Consider the following 18,266-nt stretch of genomic DNA (forward strand, 5'->3'; position numbering starts at 1 on the left):
CGGATCAGCGCTGCAAAATGCGAGCCACGTTCTCTATCGGTATGGCATAGCTGATACCTGAGGGCTGGGCCAGCACCGATTCCTTGGTGTTCTTGATCAAGACCATATTGATGACGCCCAAAACCTCGCCTGTACGAGCATCGAGCACCGGCCCACCGCTGTTGCCGGGATAGGCCACGGCGTCCATCTGCAAGATGTTGAAAGCACCGGACCGCAGCTGAGACAGATTGCGAGCGTTGAGCGAATTGGAACTGGGGGCAGGCAGCGCGACGGGTGTAATGGCCGAGATCATGCCTCGATGGCTGACATGGGAAAAGCCCAGCGCACCCCCTATGGGAAAGCCGATGAAAAGCACCTCGGTGCCCTCCTGGGGCAGTTCGGTCTTCAAAGGCAAGGGCTGCAAAGCTGGAGCGCCGATGTCCAAGATCGCCAGATCGTGGGAACGTTCCAAGCGGACATCCTGAACCTTGCGTATTTCCCAAGCGCCGCTGGGCTGCTTGACTTGCACTACCAATTGCGACTCCTGCTCAGCCCCAGGTTCCGGAAGCACATGGGCATTCGTTGCAATGCGTGTGCCATCGGCCACGGCGAAGCCGGTTCCTCGAAAGGCAAAGCGTGGATTGGCCAAGGGGTTGAAGGTACCGACCAGAACCACGGAGGGTTTGCTGCGCGCAATGATTTCGGGCGCACTCGGCAGCGAGGGCGCATTCTGAGCACCAACTGCAGTGGCAGCCAACGCCAGAACAGCCGCCAAGCTGCGGAGGGTTGAAGCCAAAGTCCGGCGGCCCGTCTGCACCATGCATTTCATCCGAGGCATCAGGCCAAATCTCCCGAGGTCAAACTCATCTCCAGGGCGGCCACGCATTCGCGCCAAGTCTGATCGGGATCAGCTAACTTGAAGCCGTAGAAATTCCCGGCCTCGGTTTCGCGATGGCGCACCAAACGCACCTCGACCCTCGAACGTTTGTTCTGCCCCAGATCGATTTCAGCCCAGCCGTCCCGGTCAAGGGAAAGACTGATCTTGGACTCTGCCTGAAAGCCGGAGAGCGAGATCTCGATGACGTCCAACACAAAGCTTTGTTTCTGCCCTTCCAGGTCGAACTCCACCATGCCTGGGCACCGAATGGAATAACGCTGGTGGCGACGCAAGGGATGGCCATGATCAGCCGAGCCTTGCATCAGAGGCAGTACAGGACGGTACTCGACTTGATCGTAAATGGACCACAGCAGGGACTTCTTGCGATCGTCGAGCTCGGGAAGGACTTGGGTCCGTTGATTGAAGAAGTAGTCCAGCAGCTCAGGAGTCATCACCGGGTCGTTGGTGGTGAAGTACTTGCGGCTGGGCCGTTTGATATTGGGAAGAGTCAGCTCAAAAAAGTACCTATGCAGGTTCTTGCGCGGCGGGCGGCCGCCGTAGCCTTGCTTGAACACAGCCGATGCGGAACGCAAATCGAGGGTCGCGCCGACGGCCGGCGCACCGTTGGCGAAGTCATAGCGATCGACGACGTTTTCCTGAAGCCGCTCGCAGTACAGCACCGCCTCGTAGAGCTCGATGCGATCGGGATTCACAGCGATCACCAAGTGACGGGTGTCAAAGTACTCCGCACAGTACTCCCGCATGAACTTCATCAAGGGGAACAAGATCGCGCCGCCAGTGCGCCGGAATTCAGGGTGTACCGCCAGCGCGGAAATCTCCGCAATCTTCCCTCCCTTGGCGCGCACTTGTGTCAGGTCAAACGCCGACTGCATGGGGAAGCCAAACACGCCTTCGCGGATGATCGAAATGGTGCCCACCACACGGCCGTCGAACTTGGCACACAAAGTCGTGGTCGTGGGCAGTGCGTGATAAATCGTGATGCGCATGCCCGAAGGATGCGGCTTCATGAAGCCGCTGGACACGTAGGCGTCATGAAGGATCTGAAAACAAGCCTCCAGCTCTTCCTGGCTTTCCGCAATTTTCAGCTCCAGTCGACTGTCGGGCGCGGGATCACAGTCCACCATGCGCCGGTAGAAAGGAAAGCGGATGCTCTGCGGGAACTTGCGGAACAAGCCGCGCAGCTGTTGATGGAGGCTCTTGCGGAAACTGGACCGGCGGATTTGACTCATAGATTCCTCAATCTGATGCGTCCCCCAGAACTCCGCTGCACCCAGGCGGCGGGGTATGGAATCAGCGGGAGTGGCGGGGCCTCAAAGCACTGCAGGCGCGTGTTCGCCACCGTCCGGTCAATATACGCCGAGCACACAAATCGTGACAAAGTTTGCAAGCACCAAGACTCCAAGCTTATCGAGAGCACAAAGCCGCCGAGCTTCACAGCCAAGCCATAAATCGGCACGGTCTCGATGAGCGCTTGCTGTTTTGGGTCGGCAATATGTCAAGCCACAAGCACCACGACAGCACTACTCAGCGGCGGTGGATGGATATCTGAGCGAAAGGGCCTCGCGAGCACCTCCCCATGAGCAAGTCACTGGTTCAAGCTTTGATCTGCAGCTTGTCCATCAGGTCGTACAAGGTCGGGCGGCTGACGCCAAGCAGCTCAGACGCGCGTACGATATTGCCGTCCACCCGCGCCAAAGCGGCCACCACAGCCTGACGCTCAGCACGCTCGCGAACAGTGCGCAAGTCCAGGACAGGCGCATCCTCCCCATCCGCCGGCGCTGCAGCGGCGATACCGATGTCTTCGGCAGTGATCTGTTGGCCGTCGGCCATGATGGCAGCACGCTTGATGATGTTCTGCAGCTCTCGCACATTGCCGGGCCAGAGATAGGCCTCGATCTTGCGGATCGCGTCTTCACCCAGACTCAAGCCAGGGCGACGCAGCTCGCTGCTGAACTTGCGCAAAAAGGTGTGAGCCAAGAGCACAGCATCACCCTGGCGATCGCGCAGGGCAGGAATGTCGATCACGATCTCGGCAAGGCGGTAATACAAGTCCTCCCGGAAGCCGCCCGAACTGATCTGGCCTTTCAGGTCCTGGTGGGTGGCCCCGATCACGCGCACATCGATGGGAATCTCCTTGCGACCACCGACCCGCTCAATCACCCGTTCTTGCAAGAAGCGCAAGAGCTTGGCTTGCAAGGGCATGGGCAGATCACCAATTTCGTCAAGCATCAAGGTGCCGCCGTGGGCAGTCTCGATCTTGCCGATCGTGGTCTTGCTGGCGCCCGTGAAGGCACCCTTCTCATAACCGAAGAGCTCGCTCTCCAGCAGATTTTCAGGAATGGCTGCGCAGTTGATGGCGACGAAACGCCCTTCTCGCTTGGACGCCTCATGCAGGCCCTGGGCCAGCACTTCCTTGCCGGTGCCGCTTTCGCCGAGCAAAAGCACCGTGACGTCGCTACTGGCGACCTTTTCGATCGTCCGGCAGATGCGCTGCATCTGAGCGTCACGTGTGACCAAGCCGTTCAAAGCGCCCGTCTGCTGCGCGGTTTGCAATCGGCGGTTCTCTTGCTGCAACTCGTAAAGCCGATAGGCACGCTCCACCGTCAAGCTCAGCACATCAGGATCAACCGGCTTGGACAGAAAGTCGTAGGCGCCCATGCGAATGGCGCGCAGCGCATTGTCCTGGTCGTTCTGGCCGGTCAGAACGATGACCTTGGCCGAAGGGTCCAGCTCCAAGAGCTTTTCCAGACACTTAAACCCCTCAGACACCGAATCCTGATCTGGCGGAAGCCCGAGATCCATAGTCACCACGGCCGGACTGTGGCGCCTAAACTGCAGAACGGCGGAAGCCACATCCTGGGCCAACACCGCCTCAAAACGATCGAGCGACCATTTCAGTTGTTTTTGCAACGACAGATCGTCTTCGACGATCAGCAAAGGTTGTTGACGCACCGCACTCATGCGCCGCCCACCAAGGAATGTTCACCCACTCCGCCGCTGTGAAACAAGGGCAAGGAAATCGTCACTGTGGTCCCGATCTTGAGTTTGCTGTCCACCGAAATCTTCCCGCCCAGCTCCTGCAGGTATTGGTAGCTTTCGTAAGCACCGATGCCCATGCCGCTGGTCTTGGTGGTCTGGAAAGGTTTGAAAAGCCGGTTCTGAACGAATTCTTCGCTCATTCCGCAGCCTTGATCGCTGATGATGAGGCGAGCCATGCTGCCATTCTGTTCCAGGATCAAGCTCACGGCAGCCTCAGCGTCGCTGGCATCAAATGCGTTCTGCACCACGTGACCGAGCACTCGCTCAACCCGATCCTCGTGGCCACGTGTACGCAGACCCTGGCACAACTGCAAGTTCAGGCGCCGCCCCTTCGCATCAGCTGCTGCGGCCAAGCGCTTGGCAATGCCGACAAGGTCCACGCCACTGCTCAAGCCATGCGGCTTTTCGCCCTCGCGCAATTGCAACATCAGCTGCCGCATTTTCTCCAATGAGTTCTCCACCGTGTCCAGCATGTCCTGCTGAAATTCGGGATTATCTCGAAGCCGCTTGGCATTCCTCATCATCAAGGACAGCTGGGTCACGATGTTCTTCAAATCATGAACCACAAAGGCCGACATACGGTTGAAAGCATCGAACTTGCGTGCCTCGAGCAAAGCTTCCGCCGCCTGCATCTGGGCCAAGTAGCTCGCAGCCTGACTGCTGGCGGTCTTGAGCAGGTCACGGACTTCCCAGTTGACTTCGATGGGTGCACGCGGCCGCCCCAGCAAGACCAGTCCCAGCAGTTCTCCGCCCACGATCAAAGGAATGACCAACCAATAGCGCGCGTCGGCCAGCAACCATTCAGGCAGGGTCACAGCTTGGTACTCTTGGCTCTGCGAGCGGATTTGTTGAGTGTCAACAATCCAATTGCGTTCACGCAGGAACTCGCAAAAGCTGGAGGCTACTGGCTCCGCCTGATCTTGCTGGGGCAGGTTCCAATGGACCACCGGATGCAACTCAGCCTCCACACCGCGCCGCATCCACAGCGCACCTGAGGGTGCCTCCACCAGATTGGCCAATGCCTTGACCACCGTCAGGCCCATTTCCTGGGGCGAACTGCCCGAAGACAGGATGGCAGTAAACCGCAGCCACTCCTCACGGTAGTCATAACGGTAATTGAAGAAGTTTTTGCTGATGTAGATCTTCAAGCGCGCTCGAATTGCGCCCGACAGCACAGCCACAGCAAGCGCGATCAAAGCCACGAACATCAGGGCCAATTGCAGCGCCCGGCCCCACTCACCACCGGTGTAGCGGACGTAGTAGCCCACCCCTGACACGAGCAGCAAATAGCCCCCCACCAGCAGGAGCGTGGCCGAATGGAACACCGCGGCCCGCGAGACATGGAGCTTGTCCAGCCAATCGACCTGCCGCCGAGCGGCCATGAACAGCAGAGGCACCGCAAGACTATGGACCAGCGCTCGCACGCTCAAGGCATCGCTGTCAAAGCGCCGAAACAAAGCAGCCTGCGAGAAAAAGAACAAATCGAAGGCAAAGATGGCACTCAGGCCAAGGCAGACAGGCTTGGCATTCCAGCGTGAATCTGCGGAAACGTTGCGCAGCAATTGCTCTATCAGAATCAAGCCCACCACAGCCTGAGCCAGAGAAGCAAAAGCGGCCGGCCGACTGAGCATGACTGGCCAAGACAGCCAGGGGTTGCTGTATTCACGCGAGAGCAAAAAGGCCAGCGAAACCAGGGACACAAAAACCGCCAGCGGAACGAACCGAGGCAATCCTGCGGCCCGAGCCCCGCCATCTGCCGGACGCAATAGCAGACAAATGAAGCCAAGCCACAAGGCGTAGCGCAACCAATCGGCCAGAGGAATCAGCCAGACATCGACCTCGATGGGCAGGCGCAGCCACTGCGTCAGCCAGGACAAAGCTGCCCAGGTCGTGCTGACACCGAGAGCAGACAAAAACACGTAAGAAACGACGTGTGCTGGCACGCTGCGGCGCCAACAGAGTTTCCAAGTGAAATAGAGCGTGAAAACCGCATAGGCCAAAGCGGCCAGCGCATCACCAAACAAGCTGAGATCCAGCAAATTGTTAAGCATCAGCGATTGGAGCACGGCCCAGGTGCAAGCTGAATCGGCACAAATGCCAAGAGCTCACCTGCGGCAAGGCAGAAAAAAGGCCGACTCCAGGAGCCGGCCCATCTTGAGGAGCGCAGGAACTCGATCAGCGTGCGCCTTTGCCGGTCAGAACCACAGCCACCGTTTCCAGCATGATCAGCAAATCAAGGAACAAGGAATTGTTCTTGACGTAGTACAGGTCGTACTGCAGCTTCTCGATCGAGTCTTCCACGGTCGAGCCGTACTCGTAGCGAACCTGAGCCCAACCCGTCACACCGGGCTTGACGCTGTGACGAACGGCGAAGTAAGGGATCTTGCTGATCAAATCATCAACGAAGAATTGACGCTCGGGACGAGGGCCCACCATGCTCATCTCACCGCGCAGCACATTCAGCAGCTGAGGCAGCTCGTCGATACGCACTTTGCGGATGAATCGCCCGACACGCGTCACCCGATCATCATTCAGGGTAGCCCAACGTGGCTTGCCGTCCTTCTCTGCGTCGGTACGCATGCTTCGGAACTTGATGACCTTGAAGATGGCACCGTTCAAGCCAACCCGTTCTTGCTGATACAGAACCGGACCTTTGGATTCCAGCTTGATCAGCACGGCGGTGACCAGCATGATCGGCAGGGACACCAGGAAGATCAAGGAAGAAAAAACGATGTCGCAAAGGCGCTTGATCGCTGTGCGCACCATGCCTTGATTGAAGCCATCACCAAAAATCAACCAGCCCGCATTGACGTGGCTGATCTTGATCTGAGCAAGCGTCTTTTCAAAGTGAGTGGCAATGTCGACCACGCGAATGCCATACAGCTTGCAGTCGAGCAGTTGACGCAAGGGCATGCTGCCGCCGCGACGCTCGGACAGCGCCACAACGATTTCATCCACACCCAAGCTCCGAGCAGTCTCGGTCAAGGAGCCGCGTGATTCGATCATTTCGCCCTGGGGAACTTCGAAGCTCTCTTCGTTAGGCCCGGGCAAATAGCCGACGATCAAGGCATGCGGATCAGCGGCCTTCAGGGTTGCACCGACTGTCTTCGCGACGGCGCCAGATCCAAAAATCAGGATGCGTGTCCGCGTGCGGGACTGGGCCCCTGCATGAGCAGCGTACACACGATGAACCATCACGGCAGCAACAGCGACCATGGCCGCAACCGTCACCAGTTGGCGATGACCGGGATCCACAGGCAGGAGACTGAAGATTGCATATGCCAGCGGGAGTCCGAACAACAAACCAAGCAAAGCGCGAGCACAGGACTCAGTCAGCGAGCGGTTGTGAACATGTTGATAGAGACCACTCGCCGAATTGATCACGAACATGCAACCAGCCAAAGACAGGCCATGAGAAGCGACAAAGGGAATCACCGAGGACGCGGCCTCGTCCTGACTCATGACCACAGCCACCACCGCGAAAACAATCAACCCCAGATCAAAAAAGACCTGCAGCAAGGTCTGCCTGTGCAAATAGTGGCTGAATATCCGAATCATGTTATTCCCCGATCACAAAAACTGAACTGCAAACCGCGTCAAGTGCCTGCCTCAAACTCTTGGCATCCAAGAAATGGACGCCGGGCGTTCCGCGCTTAGCAGCGGACCTAGAAGCAGGCAATCAAATCTGACGCTGGGTCTTACCTTGATCGCGAGCGAATGATGCCTGTAGCTACCCGCCTTGAAAGCCCCCCGTTTAGAGGGGGACCCGCGGGAATAAAGACAAATTTGCGCTATACGGCCATTGAAGTTTCATGTGCCGGCGACTAAGTGCTGACAGTAGAACGCATTCGTCATTCACCTTGAAAATCACAACTGCCGACAGCGTGCCTTTTCCACGGGACTGCACCACAAGCAAATCTAGGCATCTGGCGGACACGGAAATCAAGCCAGGACGAGAAACCAAACCGCCACGCCCTAAGGCGCAACTGTCCTCACATTGGGTCAGCGGAATAAAAAAGGCCCGCTGAAGCGGGCCTTTTGCGATCTGAAGAGAGCTGTCTAAATCAGCGAACCACAGCGATCTGCGACTTCTCGCCACCCTTGTAGGTGTACATGGTCAGGGCGCCATTCTTGATGTCACCCTTGTTGTCGAAGGAGATGGTGCCAGTCACGCCCTTGTAACCTTCCGTCTTGGCCAACACCGGCAGATACTTTGCCGGCTCGGAAGAACCAGCCTTGACCATGGCAGCCACCAGAACGTTCACAGCGTCGTAGACGTAAGGAGCGTAGATCTGGACTTCAACCTTGTAGGTTTCCTTGAACTTGGCCTTGAATGCGTCCGAAGTCTTCTTCGATTCGCCTTCCACGCCACCGGCTTCAGCGCAAACCACTTGGCCGTCACCCATGGTGCCAGCGGCCAGCTTGGGCAGTTCGCCCGAGCAGATGCCGTCACCACCCACGAACTTGGCTTCGATGCCCAGTTGCTTCATCTGGCGCAGCATCGGGCCGGCCACAGCATCCATACCGCCAAAGAAGACCACGTCGGGCTTCTTGGCTTTCAAGTTGGTCAGGATGGCGGTGAAGTCCGTTGCCTTGTCGGTGGTGAATTCGCGACCGACGACCTTGCCGCCGGAGGCCTTGACGCCCTTTTCGAACTCGTCAGCCACGCCTTGGCCGTAAGCGGTACGGTCGTCGATCACTGCGATCGACTGGCCCTTCAGCTCCTTGACGGCGTACTTGCCCAGCGTGCCACCCAGGTGCACGTCATCGGCCACCACGCGGAAGGTGGTCTTGTAGCCGTTGCGTGTGAACTTGGGGTTGGTGGCCGAAGGCGAGATCTGGGGAATGCCAGCGTCGCTGTAGACCTTGGAAGCGGGAATGGAGGTACCCGAATTCAGGTGACCGACCACACCGTTGACCTTGGAGTCGACCAGCTTCTGTGCAGCTGCAGTGCCTTGCTTCGGATCGCCAGCGTCGTCTTCAGCCAGCAGTTCGAACTTGGCCTTCTTGCCGCCGATCATCACGCCCTTGGCGTTCAGCTCGGTGATGGCCATGCGAGCGCCCAACTCATTGTCTTTGCCCAGGTGGGCAATCGCGCCGCTGGTGGGGCCGACGTGGCCGATCTTCACAACCAGATCCTGGGACATGGCTGCACCGCTCAGCATCAGCGCCACGGCGCCGACCACAACATTCAATTTAACCTGCATGAATTACCTCCGAGTTGGAAGAAGGAGAGTTATTTGCCGTTGAATTCTCAACCCCTTGAACATACCCCAAAACAAGGGGGTGACGACATGGGGAAAGCATGGAAGCGCAACAGGCTTTGCCAGGGTGCAAATGGCAAAGCTTCAAATCCCTCAAGCCACCTTGTGGTGGGTGACCTTGAAGCCCAACTCTTCATAGCGGCGCCAGCGCCGGCGCGCAGCCTGCACCTGCTCGGGGTCGGTCGACACCACCTCCAGCACGCGCTGGAATTCTTCGAAACCTTCAGGCATTTCAGCGCCGACATTGAGCAGCACCTCGCGATGGGGCAAGTCCGCGCACCGCTCACTCAACAAGATCGGCGTGTGCTCGCCCAAGGGCGTGCCCGCATGCGCAGCTTCCCAGCGCGCGTGCGGCACAAAAATGCTGGCCTCGGCATCCCAGAGCTTGCTGTCCAGACGCCCCAGCAAATGGGCCGGCCCACACACACCCGTGCGCACACCGGCCTGCTGTGACTTGCGCAGCAGACGAACCAAGTAGCCGAGTCGATCGGCGACGCCGGTGTAGAAGCTGACTTCGGTAGTCATTCGGTCCTTATGAACGAGAAACGGCGAGCGCCGATCACCGGCGCCCGCATCATTCTTCGATCAACGAACTTGCGACAGCACAAAGTGGGTCAGCAGACCGACCGGACGACCGGTGCCGCCCTTGGCTGCGCCGCCCTTCCAGGCGGTACCGGCGATGTCCAGGTGACCCCAGACGAACTTGCTAGCAAAGCGCTGCAGGAACTTGGCCGCAGTGATGGAACCACCGGCACGCGAACCCACATTGGCGACGTCTGCGAAGTTACTCTTGAGGCCTTCTTCGTAGTCGTCATCCAAAGGCATGCGCCAGCACAGGTCCAGCGAGGCTTCGCCGGCTGCGGTCAGGGCTTGCGCCAGGCCCTCGTCGTTGGCGTACATGCCGCTGCGCACACCGCCCAGCGCGATCACGCAGGCGCCGGTCAGCGTGGCCACGTCCACCACCGCTGCGGGCTTGAAACGCTCGGCGTAGGTCAGCGCATCGCAGAGCACCAGACGACCTTCGGCGTCGGTGTTCAAGATTTCGATGGTCTGGCCCGACATCGAGGTCACCACATCGCCCGGCTTGAGGGCGCGGCCGCTGGGCATGTTCTCGCAGGCAGCGATCAGCACCACCAGGTTGATCTTGGGCTTGAGTTCAGCCACGGCGCGCAGGGTGCCGATGACACTGGCAGCGCCGCCCATGTCGAACTTCATCTCGTCCATCTCGGCGCCCGGCTTCAGCGAGATGCCGCCCGAGTCAAAGGTGATGCCCTTGCCCACCAGCACCACGGGAGCCTGCGTCTTGGCTGCACCCTCGTAGCGAGCGACGATGAAACGCAGCGGCTCGTCCGAACCTTGCGCGACGGACAGGAAGGAGCCCATGCCCAGCTTTTCGACCGCTTTTTTGTCCAGCACTTCGACCTTCAGGCCGTAGGTCTGGCCCAGGGCCTTGACTTGCTCGCCGAGGAAGGTCGGGGTGGCGTAATTGCCCGGGCGGTTGGCGCATTCGCGGGCCAACTCAACACCCGCACCGATCGCTTCGCCGCGGGCCAGGCCCAGCTTGGCGGCCTTGGCGAAGGCCGTGTCGGCCTTGTCCACCAGCAGGCTCAGCTTGTTCAGCTTGCCGGCTTCCGGTGCGCTCGGCTTGGTATGGCGGTACACATAGCTCGCATCGCCCGCAGCCAGCACGAACTGCTCGGCCAGGCTGTCGCCGTGCGCGGCCAGGTCAAAGCCGACAAAGGCCACGCCGGCATGCGCCACGCCGCGGCCCTTGAGCAGGCCCAGGGCCGCTTGCACCGCCGAGCGCGCGGCCTTAACGCTGGTCTTGCCAGAGGCGGCCAGCACCACGCGCGGGGCCTTCACACCAGCGGGGCGCTGCAGCACCAGCGACTTGCCGGCTTTCAACTCGAAGTCGCCCAGCTTGATGGCGTCCTTGATGAGGGCGCTCAGGCCGGCGTCCAGGCCCGCGGGCAGCGTGTCACCGCCCAGAACCAGGATCAAGGCATCAGCATTGAAGCTGGCCAATGCGTCAAAGGACGCAGACTGTGTACGGAAGTCCATAATGTCGCCGAGTAGAAAAAAGTCCCAGGATGTTATTCGATTCCACCGTACGCACCGAGTTGGCCCGCAGCTTCGGCGTGACCCTTGTGGTCATTCTCACCACCGTCCTCACCATCATGCTGATTGGCACCCTGGGCCAGGCGGCGGGCGGCAGCGTGGCGCCGCAGGACGTGATGCTGTTGCTGGGTTACGCCTCGCTGGGCCACCTGCCCACGATGCTGATCCTGTCGCTGTTCATCGCCATCGTGACCAGCCTGGGCCGCATGTACCGCGACTCGGAGATGTCCATCTGGTTCGCCAGCGGCATCGGCCTGACTCGCTTTGCCAAACCGATGTTCCGCATGGCCTGGCCGGTCTTGCTGGTGGTGATGGCGCTGTATCTCTTGATCTGGCCCTGGGGCAACCAGAACAGCGCCCAGCTGCGCGAGCGCTATCAAAAGCGCAGCGACCTCTCCCGCGTCGCGCCCGGCCAATTCCAGCCTTCGCGCGACGGCAGTCGGGTCTTCTTCATCGAACGCGACAGCGAAGACGGCCGCACCGGCCGCAATGTCTTCATCCTGTCCAAGCAGAACGACACTGAATCGGTCACCACCTCGTCCAAAGGCCGGATCGAACAAAACGGCGATGACCGTTTCCTTGTGCTGGATCGCGGCCAGCGCAATGAAATGAAAGGCTTTGGCGGCGAGAAGACACTGGCCCGCTTCGAAGAGTACCAAGTGCTGATGGACAGCCAGGTGCTGCGCTCGGCCGACCAGTTACCGCCCAAGGCCTTGGCCACGCTGGAACTGCTGAACAACCCCACGCCGCGCAACCGTGCCGAGCTGGCCTGGCGCTTTGGCATGATTTTGTCGGCCTTCAATATGTGCTTGCTGGGACTGGGTCTGTCGGCCACCAATCCGCGCCGCGTCAGCAACTGGAACCTGCTCTTCGCTTTGCTGACCTTTGTCGTCTATTTCAACCTGGTCAACCTCAGCCAAGCCTGGATCACCAGCGGCCGCATGAGCATGAGCGGAGCCCTGCTCAGCGTGCATGGCAGTGCTTTGGCTCTGGCCTTGCTGCTGCTGTGGTGGCGCGACCAAGGCAATCGCATCCACCTGCCGCGCCGCCGCGGCGCTGGCCTGAAAGCCAGTTGCCCGGGGAACCCCGCATGAAGACCGTCCGCCGCCTGCTCTACCGCGACATCGTCGGTGCGGTCGCCTTTGTCACCCTGGCCTTTTTGTCCCTGTTCTTCTTCACCGATTGCGTCGATGAAATCGACCGGATGAGCCGTGCCGGCGCCGGCAGCTGGGTGGCAGTGCAGCTGGCCTTGCTGTCCATACCGGGGCATTTCTACCAGCTGTTCCCGATCACAGTGCTGATCGGCACGATCTTCTCCCTGGCCCGCCTGGCGCAATCCAGCGAGTTCACCATCTTGCGTACCGGTGGCCTCGGGCCGGGCCGAGCACTCGGCCTCCTGGCCAATCTGGCATTGGTTTTCGCAGTGCTGACCTTTGTGGCCGGCGACTATGCCGAGCCCTTCTTCAAGCGCCAATACGACCTGTTGCGCGCCAGCGCCACCGGTGACGCCCAATCCAGCGCCAAGGGAGCCTGGCTCAAGGAGCATCGAACCGTGGACGGCCAGGAGCGCAGCTATTCGATCAACGTCGGCCAGGCCGATGTGGCCGGCCAGTTGCGTGATGTGCGCATCTTTGAGTTTGATGAGCATGGCGGCCTGATCTCCCGCACCGCGGCCGAGCGTGCCAGCGTCGACAAGCAAGGCCTGTGGCAGCTGCAGGACGTGCAGCGGACCGAGTGGTCGGCCCGCAACAGCCAAGGCAGCAAAGAATCACCCGTGCGCGAATTGCGCCTGCCCAGCCTGGACTGGCCCAGCAGCCTGCATGCAGGCGTGATCACGGCCGCGGTGCTGCCTGCCGGCTCCATGTCCACCTTGGAGCTCTACCGCTATACCGAGCACCTGTCAGCGCAAGAGCAATCGGCCCAGGCCCATAACATCCAGTTTTGGCGCAAGGCACTTTACCCTTTTGCCTGCTTTGTGATGATTGCCCTGGCCCTGCCCTTTGCCTATCTGCACGGACGCTCCGGCGGCATCAGCCTGAAGGTCTTCGGCGGCATCATGCTGGGCATCAGCTTTGTGCTGCTGAACAATGTGGCGGGCCATATGGGCATCCTGAACAACTGGACACCCTGGGCCGCCGCCGCCTCGCCGAGCCTGGTCTATCTGGCCCTTTCTCTGGCCGCCTTTGGCTGGCTGGTTCGCTACCGCTGACATCCCTCCACGGAACCCTTCCCATGAGCCAAGGACTGCTGCTATTTGCCCACGGAGCCCGCGACCCCGATTGGGCTCGCCCCTTCGCGGCCGTCGCCGCCCGATTGGCGGCCCAGCGCCCCGGCCTGCCTTTGCGGTTGGCCTTTCTGGAATTCATGGAACCCAGCCTCGAACAGGCCGCGCATGAGCTCGCGGCACAGGGCTGCACCAGCATCCATATCGTGCCCATGTTCCTGGGCACCGGCGGCCATGTGCGGCGTGACATTCCCCCACTGCTGGAACGCCTGCAGCAACACTATGGCGAGACTGTGAGCTGGTTGCTGCACCCGGCTTTGGGCGATCAGGAACGCATCATCCAAGCCATGACCGACGCCAGCCTGGCCTGGCTTGATGGCCCGCTCGAGCCGCAGACATGAACCTGCATCAGTTTCGCTTCGTGCAGGAGGCTGCGCGCCGCAACCTGAACCTGACCGAGACCGCCAAAGCGCTCTTCACCTCGCAGCCGGGCGTATCCAAGGCGATTCTGGAACTCGAAGAAGAGCTGGGCATCGACATCTTCGCCCGCCACGGCAAACGCCTGCGCCGCATCACGGAACCGGGACAACAGGTGCTGGCCGCCATCGAAATCATCATGCGCGAGGTCAACAATCTCAAGCGCATTGGCGACGAGTACTCCAAGCAGGACAACGGCACCCTGTCGATTGCCACCACCCACACCCAGGCACGTTATGTGTTGCCCGGCCCAGTGGCTCAGCTGCGCCGTCAGATGCCTTTGGTCCGCATCAGCCTGCACCAAGGCAACCCTGACCAGGTCGTTCGCATGCTGCTGGATGACAGCGCCGACGTCGGCCTGGCCACGGAATCCCTGGCCCAGATCGAGGAGCTGGTCACCCTACCCTGCTATGAATGGCAGCATGTGCTGGTGGTACCGGCCGACCACCCCTTGGCGCAAGTCGAACGCCCCAGCCTGGAACAACTCGCTGCTGAGCCTCTCGTTTCCTATCACCCAAGCTTCACGGGGCGCACGCGCATCGACCGCGCTTTCAGTGCGCGCGGTTTGCATCCGAACTTTGTTCTGGAAGCGATCGATTCCGATGTCATCAAGACCTATGTGCGCCTTGGCATGGGTGTCGGTATCGTCGCCGAGATGGCGGTGCGAGAAGACGCGCCGGGCGGCGATCTGGCCTCGCGGCCGCTGGGCCATCTGTTCGGCCAGAATGTCACGCGCATCGCCTTCAAGCGTGGCGCTTATCTGAGGAATTATGTCTACAGCTTTGCCGAGCTGCTGTCAGACCGCCTCAATCGCCCACTGCTGGAGCGCGCCATGAGCGGCGACGCCAGCGACTACAAACTCTGACGCCTGGTCACCCATGGGCTGACCCTCAACTGCTAGACCGAATGAACTTCGAAACACCGGCGCTGATCAGCCGCCTGCCGCGCGTCGGCGCCACCATCTTCAGCACCATGTCGGCTTTGGCGCAAGCCCATGGTGCCGTCAATCTCGGCCAGGGCTTCCCGGACTTCGACTGCGACCCGGCACTGATCGAGGCTGTCCACCAAGCCATGCGGGCCGGGCACAACCAGTACCCGCCCATGCCCGGAGTGCCGGCGCTGCGAGAGGCCGTGGCTGCCAAGCTTCTGGCCAGCCACGGCATGGCCTACTGCCCGGAGCGGGAGATCACTATCACCGCGGGCGCGACCCAGGCCATCTTGACGGCGCTGCTGGCCATCGTCCACCCAGGCGACGAGGTGATGGTGCTGGAACCCTGCTACGACAGCTATGCACCCAATGTCGAACTGGCCGGCGGCGTGCTGGTGCGCGTGCCGCTGGACCCGCACAGCTTCCGACCCGATTTTGAGCGCATCCGTGCCGCACTCAGCCCGCGCACCCGCGCCATCATCATCAACACGCCGCACAACCCCAGCGCCACGGTCTGGAGCGCGGAGGAAATGCTCAGCCTGGCGGAACTGTTGCGCGGCACCTCGGTGTTACTGATCAGCGATGAGGTGTACGAGCACATGGTGTTCGACGGCGCTACCCATCAAAGTGTGGCGCGCTTTCCCGAGTTGGCGGCACGCAGCCTGATCGTGTCGAGTTTCGGCAAGACCTTCCACGTCACCGGCTGGAAGGTCGGTTATGTGGCAGCGCCTGCCTCGCTCAGCGCCGAGTTTCGCAAGGTGCACCAGTACACGGTGTTCTCGGTCAACACGCCAGTGCAGCTCGGTCTGGCGCGCTACCTCGAGGACCCTCGCCCGCACCAGTCCCTGCCCGCCTTTTACCAACGCAAGCGCGACCATTTCCGCGCTGGCCTGGCCGCTTCGCGACTGCGCCTGCTGCCTTGTTCAGGCAGCTATTTCCAGTGCGTGGACTACCGCGAGTTGGGCCAGCCCAGCGAACTGAACGACGGCGAATTCTGCCAATGGCTGACACGGGAAGTCGGCGTGGCCGCCATTCCCATCTCGGCCTTTCACAACAGCGCGGAAGATCAGATGCGGGCGAGTGAACTCAAAATCATTCGCTTCTGCTTCGCCAAGCAAGACAGCACCTTGGACCGCGCCTTGACGCTGCTCAGCCAGCTCTGACTCACCGCCAAGCGCTGCCAGCGCGACTCAGTGACGGCTGTTTGCGCCGGAAGACAAGGCTGACGCTACAGGCTCAACATCGAGGGAGATGTCAACCTCCAGCGCGTGTTGCGGCCCCGGCATCTCCTTGCCCTGCCAGATCATGGTGGCCATCAATTGGTGGCCATCATCGGGCTTGTTCTGAGAGTCCAAGGGCAGGAAGAGGTCGATCTCATCGCTGCGGACCTCATGCTCGGAGCGGTCTCGGGCCACGCTGTAGAGGAACAGCAGTTCGCGGTAAGCGGGCAGATCGAAACCGTGTCCGGTATCCCCGCCCTTGGACAAGAGATCCTGCAAGAGCGCCATGCTGGCCGCAGGATCCGCCCAGCGCCCTTGCACTCGCTTGACGACGGCAGCGTAGGCTTCAAGATCGCGGCCGGAGTTGAGATCGGCCCCCCAAGTGGGCGCCAGCGCATCAAATCGCTTGGCGAAACTGGCCGCGACTTCATTGAAATACATCTCCTCGCCCTGACGCTGGTGGATCTCCAGCAACTTCAGATAGGGCAAGGCACTGGCGCCGCCAAAATTGATGCGAGCCTGCAGCAACTCGATCGCCGCCTCGCTTTGGCCCAGCACGAGAAAAAACTCGACCTGCTGCTCCAGATCGATCAGCTCTTCCACCGTGACATGATCGGTGCCCGCGGCGGTCACATTCAAAGGCACTGGCGACGTGAACGCGCCAGTTTCATTGACGAAATTGGCCGATGTATCGAGCAACTGAATGCTCAGGGGCCCGGAATTCAGATCGTCCTGAGTCGCCCCGTCTGCGGATGGCACGCTGCGGCCCGCTGGTTCGCCAGCATCATCTCGCCCGGATACCACTCGGTCTTCGGTCAGCTCAGCCCCATCCTGTGGCGGCATGGTGATCGTGCGCTCGTCTTGACCGCCCAAGGCCGGCAGACCGGCGAACGGTGCAGGCTCATGAACGTGTTCAGCAGGCGCAGGCGCACGCCCAGCAGCTTGCAGACCCGCCGGCGACGGACTGGGAATCACGGCACCCGGCGTGTGACCCTGGGCCGGACCAGCGGCTGCAGAAGCCAACTCTGGCCCGTCAGTACCAACTCGTCCGGCACTCCACCATGCCGCGTCGCGTTCGGCTCGTTCGCGGCTGCGACTGCGCCACAAGAAGGCACTGAAGCCCGCCAAGGCCAGGCTCAGCACGCCCAGGGCCAGCAGCGCAAGCGAAGGTGGCTCCGAGACCTCGGGTGTCGCCAATTGCGTGCGCATGGCCTGGAGCTTGCCGCGACTGACCTGGTTGTCTTGCTGCAGGCGGTTGAGCGTCTCCTCGAGCTGGCGCAGGCGCAACAAAGCTGTCTCTGCCGCGGCGATCTGCGCCAAGGGCGATTCGGCCGCTTCGTCAGCGTCTGGCGGCTCCAAGCGAAGTTGGGGCGCCAGCCCGGCCACCACGGGCACACTCTTCACGCCCACCGATCGGAAAGGTTTGGCCCGGACTTTAGGCTGAGGCTGATTTGATTCAGCGAGCATGAGCGTCGCACCCGGCGCCTTGACAGGGGGCGCGGACGGCAGAACGGCAGCAGGAGCTGGCACACGGACCGCAGCGGCCAGCAAGGTTTCCGGTCTCGCGCCAGCGGCACCGAGGGCCGCGCGCATGGCCGGGGAATACTGAGGTGGCCGGGTTGTGGCACCAGCGGCCGCACGGACGCCCTGGTCCAGCCCCGGTGGATCGATAAAGGCGGTGTACTGGCGGCTCAGCTGCGTCGGGCAACCCAAGCTCAAGCTGACATGCACCAGAGGCTCATTGATGGGAACGGGGCTGTACAAGCGCACGGCGCGGACGGCCCCCTCGCTTTCCCCTTCCAGCACCAGCTGGACCAAGTTGGGTGGCACACGCGCCTCACCGGCATACACATCAGCCTGCACGCATTCGGCGGCCAGCATCTCCCCGGGCTTGAGTAAGACCGGAAAGACCAGACTCAAGGCCTGCCCCAAAGCAGACTGAGTGAGCGGCCTGTCCACCCCCAGCGCATGGGCACTGCCAGCGACCCCGAACCCCAGGCCGGTCCAGCTGATCAGCAGCGGCGCCAGCACACGAGACTTGCGCCAAAGATGAGAGGACAGTGGGAAATCTCGGTCCATGCCGGGGGCAAATGTTGTTTGACTCACTCTAGCATGGAGG

Annotated in this window: 14 protein-coding genes; 5 read left to right on the forward strand and 9 right to left on the reverse strand. The window is 61.0% G+C overall.

Translation table 11 applies throughout. The features are described from left to right. Positions 1 to 4 precede the first annotated feature (4 nt). The 8 genes from LNV28_RS16810 to LNV28_RS16845 form a co-directional block, all read right to left on the reverse strand. A complete protein-coding gene (locus tag LNV28_RS16810) occupies positions 5 to 865 on the reverse strand; it encodes a S1C family serine protease (RefSeq protein ID WP_318013871.1) in 861 nt (286 codons plus the stop codon). Then, on the reverse strand, positions 817 to 2,106 hold the full coding sequence (locus LNV28_RS16815) for a GNAT family N-acetyltransferase (RefSeq protein ID WP_263517491.1): 1,290 nt from the start codon (positions 2,104 to 2,106) through the stop codon (positions 817 to 819). The genes LNV28_RS16810 and LNV28_RS16815 overlap by 49 nt, the downstream gene beginning before the upstream one ends. A gap of 364 nt (positions 2,107 to 2,470) precedes the next feature. Continuing rightward, complete coding sequence (gene prsR / locus LNV28_RS16820) at positions 2,471 to 3,838, reverse strand: PEP-CTERM-box response regulator transcription factor (RefSeq protein ID WP_263517492.1); 1,368 nt, start codon at positions 3,836 to 3,838, stop codon at positions 2,471 to 2,473. Then, on the reverse strand, positions 3,835 to 5,967 hold the full coding sequence (prsK, locus tag LNV28_RS16825; protein WP_263517493.1) for an XrtA/PEP-CTERM system histidine kinase PrsK: 2,133 nt from the start codon (positions 5,965 to 5,967) through the stop codon (positions 3,835 to 3,837). The genes prsR and prsK overlap by 4 nt, the downstream gene beginning before the upstream one ends. Positions 5,968 to 6,091: 124 nt before the next feature. Then, complete coding sequence (locus tag LNV28_RS16830; RefSeq protein ID WP_263517494.1) at positions 6,092 to 7,474, reverse strand: TIGR03013 family XrtA/PEP-CTERM system glycosyltransferase; 1,383 nt, start codon at positions 7,472 to 7,474, stop codon at positions 6,092 to 6,094. Between the two features lie 506 nt (positions 7,475 to 7,980). Beyond that, entirely contained in the window at positions 7,981 to 9,123 is a 1,143-nt protein-coding gene (locus LNV28_RS16835) for a branched-chain amino acid ABC transporter substrate-binding protein (protein WP_263517495.1), read from the reverse strand. 150 nt (positions 9,124 to 9,273) lie between these two features. Then, on the reverse strand, positions 9,274 to 9,705 hold the full coding sequence (locus LNV28_RS16840) for a DNA polymerase III subunit chi (RefSeq protein ID WP_263517496.1): 432 nt from the start codon (positions 9,703 to 9,705) through the stop codon (positions 9,274 to 9,276). Positions 9,706 to 9,765: 60 nt separating this feature from the next. Next, positions 9,766 to 11,241 (reverse strand): leucyl aminopeptidase, encoded by a 1,476-nt coding sequence (locus LNV28_RS16845; RefSeq protein WP_263517497.1) that lies wholly within the window; start codon positions 11,239 to 11,241, stop codon positions 9,766 to 9,768. 29 nt (positions 11,242 to 11,270) lie between these two features. Here LNV28_RS16845 and lptF point away from each other — a divergent pair, with 29 nt between their 5' ends. The 5 genes from lptF to LNV28_RS16870 are packed head-to-tail and all read left to right on the forward strand — an operon-like array spanning position 11,271 to position 16,090. After that, positions 11,271 to 12,392 (forward strand): LPS export ABC transporter permease LptF, encoded by a 1,122-nt coding sequence (lptF, locus tag LNV28_RS16850; RefSeq protein ID WP_263517498.1) that lies wholly within the window; start codon positions 11,271 to 11,273, stop codon positions 12,390 to 12,392. Further along, entirely contained in the window at positions 12,389 to 13,507 is a 1,119-nt protein-coding gene (gene lptG, locus LNV28_RS16855; protein WP_263517499.1) for an LPS export ABC transporter permease LptG, read from the forward strand. Before lptF ends, lptG begins: the two co-directional genes overlap by 4 nt. A gap of 23 nt (positions 13,508 to 13,530) precedes the next feature. Then, positions 13,531 to 13,923 carry a sirohydrochlorin chelatase gene (locus LNV28_RS16860; protein ID WP_263517500.1) on the forward strand — a complete coding sequence of 131 codons (393 nt, stop codon included), beginning with the start codon at positions 13,531 to 13,533 and terminating at the stop codon, positions 13,921 to 13,923. Next, the gene (locus LNV28_RS16865; RefSeq protein WP_263517501.1) at positions 13,920 to 14,864 is read left to right on the forward strand and encodes a CysB family HTH-type transcriptional regulator; all 945 of its coding nucleotides are present in this window, start codon (positions 13,920 to 13,922) and stop codon (positions 14,862 to 14,864) included. Before LNV28_RS16860 ends, LNV28_RS16865 begins: the two co-directional genes overlap by 4 nt. A gap of 41 nt (positions 14,865 to 14,905) precedes the next feature. Next, positions 14,906 to 16,090 carry a pyridoxal phosphate-dependent aminotransferase gene (locus LNV28_RS16870; RefSeq protein WP_263517502.1) on the forward strand — a complete coding sequence of 395 codons (1,185 nt, stop codon included), beginning with the start codon at positions 14,906 to 14,908 and terminating at the stop codon, positions 16,088 to 16,090. A gap of 27 nt (positions 16,091 to 16,117) precedes the next feature. Here the strand turns inward: LNV28_RS16870 and LNV28_RS16875 are convergent, their stop codons facing one another. Continuing rightward, positions 16,118 to 18,226, reverse strand: coding sequence for a type IV pilus assembly protein FimV (locus LNV28_RS16875; protein WP_263517503.1), 2,109 nt, complete (start codon positions 18,224 to 18,226; stop codon positions 16,118 to 16,120). Positions 18,227 to 18,266 lie beyond the last annotated feature (40 nt).

Source organism: Paucibacter sp. DJ2R-2, assembly GCF_025717675.1.
Classification (GTDB): Bacteria; Pseudomonadota; Gammaproteobacteria; order Burkholderiales; family Burkholderiaceae_C; genus Paucibacter_A.

What these genes read in the sequence shown, in the direction of transcription:
- LNV28_RS16815 (WP_263517491.1), bottom strand. Translation starts at nt 2,106, where the DNA reads ATGAGTCAAATCCGCCGGTCCAGTTTCCGCAAGAGCCTCCATCAACAG.
- LNV28_RS16845 (WP_263517497.1), bottom strand. Translation starts at nt 11,241, where the DNA reads ATGGACTTCCGTACACAGTCTGCGTCCTTTGACGCATTGGCCAGCTTC.
- prsK (WP_263517493.1), bottom strand. Translation starts at nt 5,967, where the DNA reads ATGCTTAACAATTTGCTGGATCTCAGCTTGTTTGGTGATGCGCTGGCC.
- LNV28_RS16810 (WP_318013871.1), bottom strand. Translation starts at nt 865, where the DNA reads ATGCGTGGCCGCCCTGGAGATGAGTTTGACCTCGGGAGATTTGGCCTG.
- LNV28_RS16840 (WP_263517496.1), bottom strand. Translation starts at nt 9,705, where the DNA reads ATGACTACCGAAGTCAGCTTCTACACCGGCGTCGCCGATCGACTCGGC.
- LNV28_RS16835 (WP_263517495.1), bottom strand. Translation starts at nt 9,123, where the DNA reads ATGCAGGTTAAATTGAATGTTGTGGTCGGCGCCGTGGCGCTGATGCTG.
- LNV28_RS16865 (WP_263517501.1), top strand. Translation starts at nt 13,920, where the DNA reads ATGAACCTGCATCAGTTTCGCTTCGTGCAGGAGGCTGCGCGCCGCAAC.
- prsR (WP_263517492.1), bottom strand. Translation starts at nt 3,838, where the DNA reads ATGAGTGCGGTGCGTCAACAACCTTTGCTGATCGTCGAAGACGATCTG.
- LNV28_RS16860 (WP_263517500.1), top strand. Translation starts at nt 13,531, where the DNA reads ATGAGCCAAGGACTGCTGCTATTTGCCCACGGAGCCCGCGACCCCGAT.
- LNV28_RS16875 (WP_263517503.1), bottom strand. Translation starts at nt 18,226, where the DNA reads ATGGACCGAGATTTCCCACTGTCCTCTCATCTTTGGCGCAAGTCTCGT.
- LNV28_RS16870 (WP_263517502.1), top strand. Translation starts at nt 14,906, where the DNA reads ATGAACTTCGAAACACCGGCGCTGATCAGCCGCCTGCCGCGCGTCGGC.
- lptG (WP_263517499.1), top strand. Translation starts at nt 12,389, where the DNA reads ATGAAGACCGTCCGCCGCCTGCTCTACCGCGACATCGTCGGTGCGGTC.
- lptF (WP_263517498.1), top strand. Translation starts at nt 11,271, where the DNA reads ATGTTATTCGATTCCACCGTACGCACCGAGTTGGCCCGCAGCTTCGGC.
- LNV28_RS16830 (WP_263517494.1), bottom strand. Translation starts at nt 7,474, where the DNA reads ATGATTCGGATATTCAGCCACTATTTGCACAGGCAGACCTTGCTGCAG.